At 39.5% G+C, this 14,738-nt stretch carries 12 protein-coding genes; 3 read left to right on the top strand and 9 right to left on the bottom strand.

Annotated elements, in window-relative coordinates:
- Positions 1 to 117: 117 nt before the first annotated feature.
- The 4 genes from QWZ17_RS20685 to QWZ17_RS20670 form a co-directional block, all read right to left on the bottom strand.
- Positions 118 to 3,561 carry an efflux RND transporter permease subunit gene (locus tag QWZ17_RS20685; RefSeq protein ID WP_290307209.1) on the bottom strand — a complete coding sequence of 1,148 codons (3,444 nt, stop codon included), beginning with the start codon at positions 3,559 to 3,561 and terminating at the stop codon, positions 118 to 120.
- A gap of 26 nt (positions 3,562 to 3,587) precedes the next feature.
- On the bottom strand, positions 3,588 to 4,703 hold the full coding sequence (locus QWZ17_RS20680) for an efflux RND transporter periplasmic adaptor subunit (RefSeq protein WP_290307208.1): 1,116 nt from the start codon (positions 4,701 to 4,703) through the stop codon (positions 3,588 to 3,590).
- Between the two features lie 31 nt (positions 4,704 to 4,734).
- On the bottom strand, positions 4,735 to 6,084 hold the full coding sequence (locus QWZ17_RS20675; RefSeq protein ID WP_290307207.1) for a TolC family protein: 1,350 nt from the start codon (positions 6,082 to 6,084) through the stop codon (positions 4,735 to 4,737).
- Between the two features lie 87 nt (positions 6,085 to 6,171).
- A complete protein-coding gene (locus QWZ17_RS20670; protein WP_290307205.1) occupies positions 6,172 to 6,792 on the bottom strand; it encodes a TetR/AcrR family transcriptional regulator in 621 nt (206 codons plus the stop codon).
- A gap of 286 nt (positions 6,793 to 7,078) precedes the next feature.
- On the opposite strand from QWZ17_RS20670, the gene purB reads away from it, so the two are divergent.
- Both purB and QWZ17_RS20660 read left to right on the top strand, forming a co-directional pair.
- Positions 7,079 to 8,425, top strand: coding sequence for an adenylosuccinate lyase (gene purB, locus QWZ17_RS20665; RefSeq protein ID WP_290307204.1), 1,347 nt, complete (start codon positions 7,079 to 7,081; stop codon positions 8,423 to 8,425).
- A gap of 252 nt (positions 8,426 to 8,677) precedes the next feature.
- Positions 8,678 to 9,229: a NifU family protein gene (locus QWZ17_RS20660; protein ID WP_290307203.1), complete on the top strand. Its 552-nt coding sequence runs from the start codon at positions 8,678 to 8,680 to the stop codon at positions 9,227 to 9,229.
- Between the two features lie 158 nt (positions 9,230 to 9,387).
- Here QWZ17_RS20660 and QWZ17_RS20655 read toward each other — a convergent pair whose 3' ends face one another.
- The 5 genes from QWZ17_RS20655 to QWZ17_RS20635 all read right to left on the bottom strand — a co-directional run bounded on the left by QWZ17_RS20655 (position 9,388) and on the right by QWZ17_RS20635 (position 13,663).
- Positions 9,388 to 10,179, bottom strand: coding sequence for an inositol monophosphatase family protein (locus QWZ17_RS20655; protein ID WP_290307202.1), 792 nt, complete (start codon positions 10,177 to 10,179; stop codon positions 9,388 to 9,390).
- A complete protein-coding gene (locus QWZ17_RS20650; RefSeq protein WP_290307201.1) occupies positions 10,145 to 10,630 on the bottom strand; it encodes a GtrA family protein in 486 nt (161 codons plus the stop codon). The genes QWZ17_RS20655 and QWZ17_RS20650 overlap by 35 nt, the downstream gene beginning before the upstream one ends.
- The gene (locus tag QWZ17_RS20645; protein ID WP_290307200.1) at positions 10,623 to 11,789 is read right to left on the bottom strand and encodes a prolipoprotein diacylglyceryl transferase; all 1,167 of its coding nucleotides are present in this window, start codon (positions 11,787 to 11,789) and stop codon (positions 10,623 to 10,625) included. The genes QWZ17_RS20650 and QWZ17_RS20645 overlap by 8 nt, the downstream gene beginning before the upstream one ends.
- 29 nt (positions 11,790 to 11,818) lie before the next feature.
- Positions 11,819 to 13,138: a tRNA (N(6)-L-threonylcarbamoyladenosine(37)-C(2))-methylthiotransferase MtaB gene (gene mtaB / locus QWZ17_RS20640; protein WP_290307199.1), complete on the bottom strand. Its 1,320-nt coding sequence runs from the start codon at positions 13,136 to 13,138 to the stop codon at positions 11,819 to 11,821.
- Positions 13,139 to 13,291: 153 nt separating this feature from the next.
- Positions 13,292 to 13,663 (bottom strand): NINE protein, encoded by a 372-nt coding sequence (locus QWZ17_RS20635; RefSeq protein WP_290307198.1) that lies wholly within the window; start codon positions 13,661 to 13,663, stop codon positions 13,292 to 13,294.
- 192 nt (positions 13,664 to 13,855) lie between these two features.
- On the opposite strand from QWZ17_RS20635, the gene QWZ17_RS20630 reads away from it, so the two are divergent.
- Positions 13,856 to 14,701, top strand: coding sequence for a class I SAM-dependent methyltransferase (locus QWZ17_RS20630; protein ID WP_290307197.1), 846 nt, complete (start codon positions 13,856 to 13,858; stop codon positions 14,699 to 14,701).
- The last annotated feature ends 37 nt before the right edge of the window (positions 14,702 to 14,738 follow it).

The raw sequence follows: 14,738 nt of genomic DNA, 5'->3' as shown, positions 1-14,738 counted from the left end.
ACCTATCTGTATTATGTTTCTGACCAACCGATATAAATTGGCAAACATCTGTCATAAACAACAATAGCCGCCCGGATTACTCCGGGCGGCTATTGTTGTTTTTATAATAAAAGCCGATTAAACTGTTTCAGCTTCTTCTAATACCGGTTTTGTATGATGCTCACCTTCCTTCTTACCAAACCATTTGGCTTTAAGGTTGTAGCGGATCAGATACATACACGGAACAAGGATTAGCGTAATAACGGTAGCAAAACCTAAACCGAAGATCATTGTCCACGCTAACGGTCCCCAGAAGGCAACGTTATCGCCACCGAAGTGGATATGCGGCGCAAAGTGGCTGAACATCTCCACAAAGTCGATATTGAAACCAACGGCCAAAGGTATTAAACCTAATATGGCGGCTGTAGCTGTTAGCAATACCGGTGTCATACGCGTATGGCCCGCTTCAACAACCGCGTCATGAACATTAGCTCCCTGCTCTATCAGCATATCCGTGAACTCCACAAGCAAGATACCATTTCGCACCACCACACCGGCGAGCGCGATGATACCCACACCAGTCATTACGATGGCCATAGTCATACCAAATAAGCTTACACCCAATAGCACACCAATGATACTGAAGAAGATCTCGCTAATAATGATCAAGGTTTTGCCTATCGAGTTAAACTGGATCATGAGGATGATCAATATCAAACCAAACGATGTAGCTAATGCGCCACCAAGGAAGATAACAGCCTCCATCTGGTCTTCCTGACCGCCTCCCTGGCGAATGATAATGTTATCCGCGTGTTTAAAGCTTTTTATAGCCGTTAAAATACTGGCATTAACGTCATTGGCATTGTAAGGTTTAATAACATTTGAGCCTAAAGTCAATACTCGACGTTGTTGCTTACGTTTAATGTTGCTGTAAGTGTTGGTATAACGTATATCTGTAAATGCAGATATTGGCACTTGTCTTATTGCGCCACCGGTTGCAAGGTCGCGATAAGTAATCTTCATATTCCGTAACTCATCGATATTACCGCGCTGGCTTTCAAGCGCTCGCACCTGTATTTTGTAATCGTCTTCTTTAGTATTTCGGAAGTTTCCGGCAGGGACACCAAAAACGGAAGCTTGCAGGGCGTCTGTAACAGTTTTTGTACTGATACCCTCACGATTTGCCCTTTCCCGGTCAATATCGAAAACAATTTCAGGTTTATCATTTTGCACATCAGCCACCAAGTTTTCTATACCTGCTATGTTTTGTTTTGCCAGGTAACTTTTTAAACGGTTTCCAGTGGTTACCAACGAATCTACATTATCGCCGATAATCTCAATACTAACATCTTTTTGAACAGGAGGGCCGCTATTTTCCTGCGTAACAGAAATTTTTGCTCCAGGAACACCCTGAACAGCAGTACGGATATTTTTTAGAATGGCTTTGGTATCTTTTCCGTTTCGCTTTCCAAATTCAACAAAGGCTACCGTAACCTTTCCTTTATTTTCGTAATCACCCTGGTCTTCGTCAGTTGGGTCGGCAACTCCTTTGGTAACATTGGAAATCACCGATGAAACAATATCTTTATCCGGTTCAACAACCTGAGCTACCCGTTTTTCAATTTGTTTTGTTACCTCATTTGTAGTGGCCTGATCTGTTCCGATTGGCATAGTTATATAAACGTACGCGAAGTTTGGATCGCCTGACGGGAAAAATTCAGGAGTTTTCCCTAAAAAGTGATTGATAACTAAAGCCAATACAAACAGCACGAATGTTCCACCAAGAACAGTAGCTGGCCTTTTAACTGCTCTCTCAAGCCATTTGGCATACCATTTTTGAAATTTCGGCCACACATTAGTTTGAAATCTGTCAATAATCTTTAATAAAACAAAGTGATTAAGCAGATATAATATAATTGCAAATACAAGGAAATTCCCCATACCCATAGTCCATTTGCCCGCGGCAAACATTCCGTAGCTCAATAAGGCCAATACCCCCATTATTAATAAAGTACGCACGGTTTTTTTATCAAACCGTTGATTATCATGTTCACCGGAAACATGGGGTTTCATAAAATCAACCGCAAAAACCGGGTTCATAATATAAGCTACCACAAGTGATGCCAACAAAGTGATAATAAGCGTAATTGGAAGGAAAAACATGAAATGACCAATAAGGCTATTCCAGAATGCGAGCGGAATAAACGGTGCAAGCGTTGTCATGGTACCACTAAAAACCGGAAGAAAAACCTCGCCAGCGGCCATCTTTGCAGCTTGCTTAATTGGCACCTTGCCATTATCAAAAATACGGTGCGTGTTTTCTATCACCACAATCGCATCATCCACAACTATCCCTAACGCAAGCAGGAATGAGAATAACACAATCATATTTAAGGTAAAACCTATAGCGGGCATTATCAAAAACGCTATAAAACAGGATAAAGGAACAGATAGCGCCACAAATATTGCGTTTGTGGTGCCCATAAAAAACATAAGGATAACGGTAACCAAAATAAAACCGATAACTATGGTGTTAATTAAATCATTAAGTGTAGTACGGGTTTTATCACTTTGATCGCCGGTTACAGTAATATTTAAACCCTTCGGAAACACCGTCTTTTGCTTTTGCTTGATTAAATCATTTATTTTATCAGATGCCTCAATTAAGTTTTCGCCCGCTCTTTTACTAACATTAAGCGTAATTACATTTTTAAATTTGGAATTTTCAGGTGTTTTCAAACGTGCATAACTTTCCTGCTCAAGAAAAGAGTCTTTCACATCTGCTATATCACGCAAATAAACAGCCTGGCCCTTAGGATTTCTGATTACCATAGCCGCAACTTCGTCCGCATTCTTAAAATCCCGTTTTATATCTATGCTTCTACGAATACCATCTGTTTTAATACTCCCGGCCGAAGAAAGGATGTTTTCGTTTCCAACCATCTGAATAATATCGCCGAAACTTACCTGGGCTGCTGCCATTTTATTCAAATCAACGTTAATTTGAATTTCAGGAGTTAACGCCCCTACTTCAACTACCTGCGAAATTTCCTTATAGCTTTCTATTTCATCTTTTAATTGATCGGCGTACTCTTTAAGCTTTTTCAAATCGTAATCGCCCGATAAGTTGATGTACAAAATAGGTAAATCTGCTACGTTGATATCGCTGATGTTTGACTCCTTTAAATTGGCATCGTTTTGTGGCAAATCCTGTTTTGCTTTATCAACGGCTTCTTTAACGTCCTGTTTAGCGTCTCTGATCTTTACGTCAGCCTGGAATTCAGCCGTAATTACAGACAAATTCTGAACAGAATTAGAGGTTACTTTTTTAAGCCCTTTTAATGATTTTAGTTGTTTCTCAATTTGTCTGGTAACCAGATTCTCCACATTCTGAGGCGATTGCCCCAGATACGGTGTATTGATAAATACTTTTGACTGCGCTATATCCGGAAAATTTTCTTTAGGCAGTGTGTTATAACTCACCAACCCTAATACAGTGATCAAAAAAATGAGCACATAAATGGCGGTTTTATTATCAATTGCCCAACTTGAGGGGGCAAATTCTTTAGTTGAATCTTTCATAATTAATAGATCAGTTTTTGATATAATTAATTAGTGCTGTTTAACACTTTCACTTTATCACCGTCTTCAATGTCGGTACCACCTTCTGTAATCAAATGATCACCTGCTTTTAAACCTGACAAAACCTCCGCTTTCCCGCCATATGAGGCGCCAGATTTGATATTAACTTTCTTTGCTATACCATTTTCATTTAAAAGTACATAGTCCCCATCTTCAGATTTTAAAATAGCTTTAACCGGTACAACTATAGCATTTGTTTTATTGTAGTTGGCTATCTGAATAATTGCTGTCATATTGGGACGTAAGCTTTTGCGTGTCGGCAATTTAATTTCAACACCAAAACTGCGTGAAGTAGGATCAATAACCTTGGCAGCAAAAGTAACTTTGGTTACTAAGGAGTCGTTCGCATCGGGTACCAAAATTTTGACGTCATTGCCGGTATTTACACTTCCTGAATAAGATTCGGGCACATCTGCCTTAACCTTTAGAGCATCGGCATTAACAATACGTATACCGTTTCCATTTTGACCGGGTTGTATAACCTGGCCCAGTTTCAGATCCATTTGATCAACCACACCAGTTATTGGCGAAGTTATGCGATACATTGCGGCTTGTTCGCGTTGAGCAGATAAAGCTTTTTTACTTGATTGTAACGCCGTTTGTGCCTGTAAAAATTGTACCTCGGTACCAATTTTTTGATCCCAAAGGTTTTTTTGACGATCGTAAAGTGTTTGATTTAAACTAACCTGCGCTTCAGTTTGAGCTATGCTTTGTTTTAAGGCGCTATTATCTAACTGAGCTAAAACCTGCCCTTTTGATACATGTTGACCAACTTTAACGTAAATGGCAGTAATATTGCCAGGCGATTGTGAGAAAGCTGTAACATTATCCTGAGCATCTATTTTACCTTGAATTTGAATGTAGTTGGTAAAAGAGGCAGGCTGCAAGATTATTGTGTTGACATCTGTTGTTTTTGAAGAATCACTTGAACCAACTTCGGCCTGTAGCTTTGCTATTTTAGAATTTAAATCAGCCTGTTGTGTTTTAAGCTCGGCAAGCTCGGCCTTTTTGTCTTTTGGTTTGTTGGTGCAGGCTGCAGCCAAAAGAACAAAAGCAGCCGGTATGTATAATATTTTTTTCATGTCGTGTTTATATAGTGAGTTTAGTTTGTGTTTATTGAATACGTCCGTAAGCCTGGTCAAGGTCAACCTTGCTAACCAGTGCATCATATAATCCTTGTATATATTTGTTGTCTGCATCTTCAAGCGCCGTTTGAGCTTGGGTTACCTCAATACTTGAACCTACGCCTTGTTGATACTTAATTTTTGATACCCTGAGTACTTCGCGGGCAAGGGCCTGATTGGCTTTTTGATTATTTAAGGTTTGCAAACCATTAATGAAATTTACGTTGGCTGTTTTGGCCTGCAAACTCAATTGATTTTTAAGGTCGTTAAGATCATTTTGTGATTTTTGAACAATGATCTTCGATTGTCTTACCTGGTTTAAACGTTGGCCACCACTAAAAACAGGCACATTTAGAGATAAACCTATGTAACTTGAAGGAAATACAGCACTATATAGTTTGCCGAAACCATTGTTTTGATACGATGCAGTATAGTTTCCGTTAAAGTTTAAAGACGGCAAATAAGCTGTTTTCTTATTTTTAAGATCAAGCTGGTTTAGCTTTACGTTGGTTTGCTGCAAATTGTATTCTATACGATTGTGATAAAATGCAGTATCAACAGCTAAATCGCCAGTGTTATCCGCCAGGTTAATGTCTTGTAATTTACTTGTAAGTAACAGGTTGTCATCAATAGGCATTCCCATCTGGAATTTAAGCAATTGATAATTCAGCGCCAAAGACCTGATCACATTTTCGCGATTAGTTACCAGATTATTATATTGAACAGTAATTCTGTCCACATCAATCATTTCAACAAAGCCTTGTTTGTTTTGCGCCACAGTTTGATCAACCTGCTGTTTTAGCTGAGCGATATTAGCATCCAATAACTTCACCTGCTCGTCACTTACCAAAACCTGGTAGTAGGCCTTGGTTACATTTACATTGGCGGTTATTTTTGACCGGGTATAGCTCCGAATTGACAATTCTTTATATGTTTTTGAAGCCTGTAGCCCTACAAAGTAACTTCCGTCAAACAACTTTTGGCTTAAGTTTACACCCAGGTTTGATTGGTATTTAACGCCAAATTTTACGGGTACAAATGTACCTGGCGCACCAAAAAATTCACCGGGTAATAGCGTTGTTGGAATTTTAAGGTAGTCCTGAATACCGGCGGTTCCGCTTACCTGTGGTAAACCAATGCCTGTGGTTTCTTTTACCTTATACTCTGCACTTTTGACATCCAATCCTGAATTTACAACTGTATTTTGATGTTCATACGCGTAATTTACACACTCCTGGATACTAAAGCTAAAAGTTTGATTATTGGGTGGCGCTTCCTGTGCATACCCTTTAAAGGCTATGGCACAAAAAACTGTCGCCGTAAAAAGTAAATATTTCATTGGTTATATATGTTGTTTGGTTATTGTTCTGTTTGCTAATTCAAATATCTTTTGCGTTGATGACAGCCTTATGTCAGTAGGGTTAAGTTATTCCTCGTTTATGTTTCTGTATTGGTTTAATAGTTTGTAGCCTTTTAGCGTACAAATACCGTAGTTAAAATGATCTAAAAACTGCACCTGCACTTTCCAGGTATTAAACTCGGCAACCGGAAAAAGTGATGTGTTAAAACCAAGTTCAACCGTATTAACCCGCATCCGCGCGATAATTTTCGGATCAATTTCTGGTCGGATATACCCTTGCGCAATCCCTTTGGTTAAAAGTTCCTCCAACGTGCTCACCAACACATCCGATTTAAACTTTTGAAACTCTTTCCATGCCTCCGGATGATATTTTTGCATATCATGAATCACAATAGGATTAATGCGTGAAAACATTTCTTCCGAGCATTTGGTCATATTGATCATTTCCTCTATCACGTTAGTTGATCTGCTCATAAATTCCAGCATCTGATCTTCATCTTCCTTAAGTTTCTTTTTCACTAACGCCACCACCAGCTCGTTTTTATCTTTAAAAAACTGGTAAATGGTTTTCTTTGACATGCCCAGGTGTTTGGCTATATCATCCATGGTAACGCTTTTTATCCCTGCTTTCAAAAACAGTTCTTCGCCACCCTGTATTATCCTATCTAATGTTTGAATCTGACTCATTGACTTTCCGAGTCAAAACTAAGGAAACATTTTTTGATTTCAAAGTTTCCGTTTGAAATGACGAATGGATTACAAAGAGTTTCAGATGTGCAGATTTTAAATGTGCAGGTGTGCAAATGACAAAACATTCTTTAAATGAAATGATGAATTGATTTTTCATTTGACTACTGAATATACCCAAATTGGACATCAATCATTAAAAAAATCTGCACATCTATTATCTGCATATCTGCACATCTATCATCTGCACATCTATTTTCCTATCTTTGCAAAAAATTATATTTCAATGAACTTTTCTCCTCTTTCAGCAATTTCGCCAATTGATGGTCGCTACCGTAATACTACCGCCGAACTTGCCGACTACTTTTCAGAATACGCGTTGATCAAATACCGCGTATTTGTTGAGATTGAATATTTTATAGCCCTGGTTGAATATCCACTGCCTCAGTTACAACAATTTGATAGCAATCTAACAGAAAAGTTACGCGATATCTACAGAAACTTTGATGAAGCGGACGCATTGAGCGTTAAAGAGATTGAAAAGACCACCAACCACGATGTTAAAGCAGTTGAGTATTTCATTAAAAGCGAATTTGACAAAATAGGCGGACTGGATGCTTTTAAAGAGTTTATTCACTTTGGCCTTACCTCACAGGATATCAACAACACTGCCATTCCATATACTTTTAAACTCGCGGTAAACAACACCTACTATCCCGCCATTGCCAGTTTGGTTGATACATTAAAAGGTTTTGCTACCGATTGGGATCAGGTTTCTTTATTGGCGCATACGCATGGGCAGCCGGCATCACCAACCCGCCTTGGTAAAGAGATCACCGTTTTTGTGGAGCGGTTGGAAGGGCAGCTGGAAATATTAAAATCTGTTAGATACTCAGCGAAATTTGGTGGCGCTACCGGTAATTTCAACGCGCACCACATCGCCTATCCTGATAAAGACTGGAAAGCTTTCGGTAATCATTTTGTAAACGAGGTTTTAGGACTAAGCCGTTCGCAGTTTACCACCCAGATTGAGCACTACGATAATTTTGCCGCCCAATGCGACGCGCTGAAACGCATCAACAATATTTTAATTGACCTTGACCGTGATATGTGGACCTACATATCAATGAACTATTTTAAACAAAAAATTAAAGCTGGTGAAGTAGGTTCATCAGCCATGCCACATAAGGTAAACCCTATCGATTTCGAAAACTCTGAAGGTAACCTGGGGATTGCAAATGCATTGTTTGAACACCTGGCTGCTAAATTACCAATATCAAGATTGCAGCGAGATTTAACCGACTCTACCGTATTACGTAATATCGGTGTGCCGGTAGCGCATACCTTAATCGCTATAAAATCAACCATTAAAGGTTTGAATAAACTGCTCCTTAACCAGGATGCCATAACCGCAGACCTGGAAGCCAATTGGCCGGTAGTTGCCGAAGCCATCCAAACCATTTTACGACGCGAAGGCTACCCTAACCCTTACGAGGCGTTAAAAGACCTTACCCGCACCAATCAACAAATTAACGCCAATACAATAGCCGAGTTTGTTGATACGTTAAATGTGAGCGACAGTGTTAAGGCAGAATTGAAAAAGATAACGCCGCTGAATTATACAGGAATATAAGTAGATGTGCTGATTTCAAATATGCAGATATGCAGATGAAGGATGTTTTGATTTGAGGATTCAGTTAAAAAATTCCCATCATTTGCACATCTGAAATCAGCATATTTGCACATCTTCTTCCATCATCTGCATATCTGAAATCAGCATATCAGCACATCTAACATCATCATTTCCCCGTCATAACATTTTAACTATTGCTTTTAAATCAAAAAGGTGATTAAATTTGTTTAATTAATCTAAATAGAATCTTCGATGAATATCAACGTATATACAGAATCAACGCCAAACCCGGCAACTATGAAGTTCATAGTAAATAAATTGCTGATTAATGGCAGCGCCGATTTCGCTACAAAAGAAAGTGCCGAAAAATCACCTTTCGCTAAGGAACTATATAAGTTTTCTTTTGTTAATGGTGTTTTCTTTGCCAGCAACTTTGTTACCATCACCAAAACTGATGATAGCGATTGGGCAGACGTTGAGCCGATAATGAAAGAGTTTGTAAAAGGCGCGGTTGAATCGGAATTAAAGGTTCAGTTAGAAGAAGCATCAGAAGAAACCAACTTTGAAGGCTCTGAAACTGAAGTAAAAATTCAGCAGATATTACATGACTACGTTCGTCCGGCTGTTGAGCAGGATGGCGGCGCTATTTCTTACCGTTCATTTAACGAAGGTGTGGTAACTGTTGAACTGCGTGGCTCATGCAGCGGCTGTCCATCATCAACTATTACACTTAAAGCCGGTATCGAAAACCTACTGAAACGTATGGTGCCAGAAGTTACCGAAGTAGTATCTGAGGCATTATAGTTGCACATTAATTTTGATAATTTAAAAAACATGAATGGCACAAATTTATTCGAATTACACGAATTGATTTGTGCCATTTTGATTAATGAAGAATTTGCTTAGCAATTCGAAATTTAAAGGGTTTCGCGCCAATTCGCTTTAATTCGTGAAATTCGTGTCTATTTGAAATATTTTTGAATTGCAGTAAGCATCTCCCCTGTTATTTTGCCGTTAGTAGCTAACAGTTCCCTTGCTTCCAACACTTCACTTCCGCCTTTAAAATTCAGTATCTCACCTCCTGCCTGTTTTACTATCACTATGCCGGCAGCTACGTCCCAGGCGTTTAAGTTATATTCGTAAAAGGAATCAAACCTTCCACAAGCGGTATAAGCTAAATCTACGGCGGCAGAGCCTATCCTGCGTAAACCGTGACTGGTTTTCATCAATTCGGTAAATAGTTCAATGTATGCAGCTTGCTTGGTAAAATCATAATAAGGGAAGCCGGTAGCTATTAAGCTGGTGGCAACCGTATTGTTTTTGCTTACGCTGATTTGCTTACCATTCAGATAGGCTGGTTCATCTTTACAGGCAGAAAAGCATTCGTCCTGGTTTATTTCATAAACTACGCCTAAAACAAGTTCATCGTATTCTTTAAGGGCGATACTTACAGAAAAAGCGGGAACGCCATGGATGAAATTGGTAGTACCATCTAAAGGATCAATAATCCAGTTATAACGTTCGCCAACTGTTGTAGTAGTTTTTTCTTCGGTGATAAAGCCGGCTTCGGGCAGTACCTTTCTTAGTCCTTCAACAATGATCCGCTCGGCATTTTTATCAACGTAGGATACCATGTCGTTAAGGCCTTTGTATTCAATTTTATCAGGATCGAATGATTTACGTTCCTGTCTGATAAAGTCGCCGGCCTGTTTGGCAACTTCAATTACCTGGTTCACTATATTTTGGAGTGTCATTGTTTTTTAATGATAAACTAAATGAAAACACTTTATGAATAAAAAAGCTTGCGAAAAACAAACTTAAAGCTGCACCAATCCTGGCTATGGGTGGATAAATGCCAAATACCTGGATTAGTATTTTGATAACGCCAAGGTTGGCAAAGAACCCCACAAAGGCAACCCCGGCAAAACGGAAGAATTGTTTATAGGCCGATGATTTTGATTGTGTAAAAACCATGTAACGGGTAATTAAAAAATTAACCATAACACCAAGCACAAAAGATATAGCCAATGATATCGTTGAGTTTCGGAAAGTATAATTTCCTATTAAATAAGTGCGCTGTGCAAGCAGGTTATGGTAGAAAAGATAAAACGCGGATACATCCACTAAAAAGCCGGCACCAGCCGAAAGTACAAATCTGAATACCTCGTTATTCAGTATTCTATTTTTGGCATTTTTATTAGCCATGCTTTAAAGTAGCGTTTTCTTTTTTCTTCATTCCGTTAATTATCAGTATGCTGCCCACAACCACCATGATTAATGAAATCATTTCGGCCTGGGTAAAGCTAATGCCAGCTACATGATATTTTGTATTCACCCGGATCAATTCGATAAAAAAACGTTCAACACCGGCAAGTATCATGTAAACACCAAACAAAACGCCCGATGATTTAAAAACGTGCCTAAGCTTCCACAGTAAAAAGAAAAGTAATAAACATATTACACACTCATAAAAAGAAGTAGGATACACCGGAAGCTTAAGTTCATGACAGAATTTGCCTATGCAATTAGCCATAGGTACACCTTCATCGTTCACATTGTGCGGAAATTTAAATGACCACATCCAATCTGGCGCCCAGCTTAACCAACCTGGTTTAGGTGCTAAATTAGGAACGCCCCAATCACCATCGCCAGACATTTGGCAACCTACCCTACCCAACGCGTAAGATAACATCATACCCGGGCCACCAATATCAAGCATATCCAACGGCTTAATACCATGTTTATGAGCTATGTAAAGCACCGCGGCGCCGCCGCAAATAAGGCCGCCATAAAAGGTTAAACCGCTAAAGCCAACCAACATGCCAATGGGATCTTTTACCAACTGATCCCAGTTTTCAAGTCCGTTAAATAATTTAGCACCAGCAAAGCCAAATACAGCCGCCCAAAGTAAAATACTTCCCATTAATTCGGCGGGATGCGCGTCTATTTCTTTAGTTTCGGCCTTGGGTAGTTTATGTTTTTCGCTTTCATAGTAAGCCCAGTATGCAAAAAGGGCAGCACCGATAATACCGCCAATCCAGTTACCGCGGGTAGATAAAAGAAAGCCTTGTGTGTCATCCAAAAGTTGGTGGTAATTCAATATACAGTCTACCAGTTTGTAGCCTAAAATAAAGCCAAAAACTCCGTTCCCGGCCAGCTCCGCTACACTTGCAGGTGCGCCAATGGTAACTGTTTTTTTAAAGGTATGGATAATGCCTAATTGTTCTTTACGTTTAAACTCCTGGGTAAACGCCCAATAGGCCGCAACAAAAGCAATAGCTACAAAAAAGCCGAATGTTTGTATAGGTAAGGGTAAGTTTATGCCAAAAAGGTAATGGAGAAGCGATGTTAAAGTAGGGAACATAGGTGTTATTTTGAAGCGAATATAGTGTTTTAATGCACTAATATTTCCTGGCTTTCTGTTATTTCGACGTCACCATCCGGTGAAATATTTGTTAAGTAAACCATTTTCAGCTCGTTAACCAAAACCGGGTCATACTTAGCTTTTACCTTAACGTAGTTGCGGGTAAAACCGTGCATCAAGCCTTCTTTGATATCGCCCTCAAATAAAACCTCATCGGTTTTACCGAGCTGCGATTCATAAAAAGCCCTGCGTTTTTTTTCCGACAAGATATGCAACATCTTACTCCTATCCGCACGAGCCGAACCGGGTACAGAGCCTTTCATTTCGGCTGCCAGCGTGTTCTCTCTTTCAGAGTAGGTAAACACGTGCAGGTATGATATGTTAAGATCATTAAGAAAATTATAGGTATCAACAAAGTCTTCCCTTGTTTCGCCGGGGAAACCTACAATAACATCCACACCGATGCAGCAATCGGGCATCAGCTCTTTTATTTTGGCTACCCGGTTAGTATATAATTCGCGTTTGTACCGGCGACGCATCAAACCAAGAATTTTATCAGAGCCTGATTGCAGCGGGATATGGAAGTGCGGTACAAAACGCTTTGAAGTGGCAACAAAAGCGATGATCTCGTCAGTAAGCAAATTGGGTTCAATAGATGAGATCCTGATCCGGTCTATTCCTTCTACTTCGTCAAGCGCTTTCACCAGGTCGAAAAACTTATCTTCCCGGTTACCGTTGCGGATACCAAAATCACCTAAATTAACACCGGTGAGTACTATTTCCTTTACTCCCGAAGCACTGATCTGTTTGGCTTGTTCGATAACGTTTTCGATGGTATCACTCCTGCTGGCACCACGCGCCAATGGGATAGTACAAAAGGTACAGGAATAATCGCAACCATCCTGAACTTTAAGGAAGGTACGGGTCCTGTCGCCAAAAGAATATGCCGGCACAAATTGATTAGCCTCACTTACCGGCTGGTTGTAAACAACAGCTTTGGGCTTCTTGGTTAAATCAGTAATATGATCAATGATCTGGAATTTTTCGGCGGCACCTAAAACCATGTCAACGCCGGGTATTTCGGCAATTTCCTGTGGTTTTAGCTGGGCGTAGCAGCCTACGATTGTTACGTAAGCGTTTGGTGAAATCTTGAGTGCCTCTTTAACTATTTTTTTACACTTTTTATCGGCATTTTCGGTAACCGAACAGGTGTTGATCACAAAAACATCGGGAGTGTTTGAAAACTCAACCGTATCATACCCTGCCTGGCTAAACAGCCTGCCTATGGAAGATGTTTCGGAGTAATTAAGTTTACAACCTAAAGTATAAAAAGCGACTTTCTTATTCATTGCAAGGCTGCAAAGATAAGCAATTAGTGAATTAGTGAGTTAGTGAATTAATGATTTTGACAATTAGGTAGTTAATCGAGTTAACATACATGCAAAATAACAAGCGCCAATAAGTTCCCTTAATGGCGCCTGTTATATATGGTAATTAATAAATTAGGCTAATACTTTGCTTTTTTGAGCGGCGTACTCTTCTTCGCTAAGGATACCTTTTTCTTTTAACTCATGTAGTTTATGCAACTGATCTGATATGCTGGGCTGCTCTTTTACGCCGTGATTAGTTGGAACATTAACAACTATGTTATTTACATTGTTATTGTTATGTGCTTCAAAACCTCTGCCAAAAAGCGCATTATACGTATCAACCTGGCCGCCCAATATAAACAGATCAATAAACCAACCTATACCAAAGAGGCCCAACGTAAAAAAATAAATAATTCCAATACCAATTTTATTAAGATAAAATTTATGAGCACCAAATGCCCCAAGGAAGAACCATAAAAGATAAGCTGTAGTTTTTGATTTCATTTTGCGATTTAATTTAAGTTTAATGAAGCAAACTAAACATAATTTTAATATTAAAAAAATATCGAATCATTATTTCAACATAATATTTTGAAATACCGAAACAAACTGACAATCATTAACCATTGGTTATTTTTTGATTTATATTTGATAAAAGCAAAGCCAATACCGCACACATCAAAACTATTATTCCATATGGACCCGCAACAAGAGCTAATTCGCGAGCAGCAAAAACAATCATGGGATAAGTTTTCACCGGGATGGAAAAAATGGGATAGCTTCAACATGGAGTTTTTGCGGCCAATGGGCGAAGCCATTATTGCCAATTTGGAAATCAAGAGAGATGATGAGGTATTGGATATAGCTACCGGTACCGGCGAACCGGGGTTAACTATTGCCAGCTTGGCTCCCAATGGAACTGTGACAGGCACAGATCTGTCTGAAAATATGCTTGCCATAGCCTTAGCCAATGCCCAAGCCAAAGGAATAGCAAATTATCAAACCGTAACTGCCGATGTTTGTGAATTGCCTTTTGCCAACCAAACTTTTAATGCTATTAGCTGCCGGATGGGATTTATGTTTTTTCCCGATATGAAGTTGGCGCTTGAAGAAATGTATCGCGTTTTAAAACCAGGCGGCAGAATATCCACATCGGTATGGAGTGGGCCGGAATCAAACAATTGGGTAACCACTACAATGAGCATTATTCAAAAACATATTGAATTACCTCACCATATTCCTGGTTCGCCCGGTATGTTCAGATGTGGAAAGCCAGGAATGCTTGCCGCGCTATTTAAACAGGCGGGTTTCAAAAACATCAGAGAAGAGGAAATAAAAGGAGATATTGACTACAAAAGCTTTGAGCAGTACTGGGAAATTATGCTGGATGTAGGTGCGCCTATTGTAGCGGCTCTTTCAAAAACCGATGATGAAACCAAAGAGCTGATCAAGAAAGAGGTTGGAGAATTGTTTAAATCGAGAAATGCAACGGGTGAGGCTAAACTGCAATATGCCTCCATCGTGATTTATGCGGAGAAATAACACTCACGATTGCGCATTATCAAATCCGAAATCGAAA

This window comes from Mucilaginibacter flavus (assembly GCF_030409315.1).
Lineage (GTDB): Bacteria > Bacteroidota > Bacteroidia > Sphingobacteriales > Sphingobacteriaceae > Mucilaginibacter > Mucilaginibacter flavus.
Note: the sequence above shows the minus strand (reverse complement) of the source record. Positions and strands in the feature narration are given on the sequence as shown.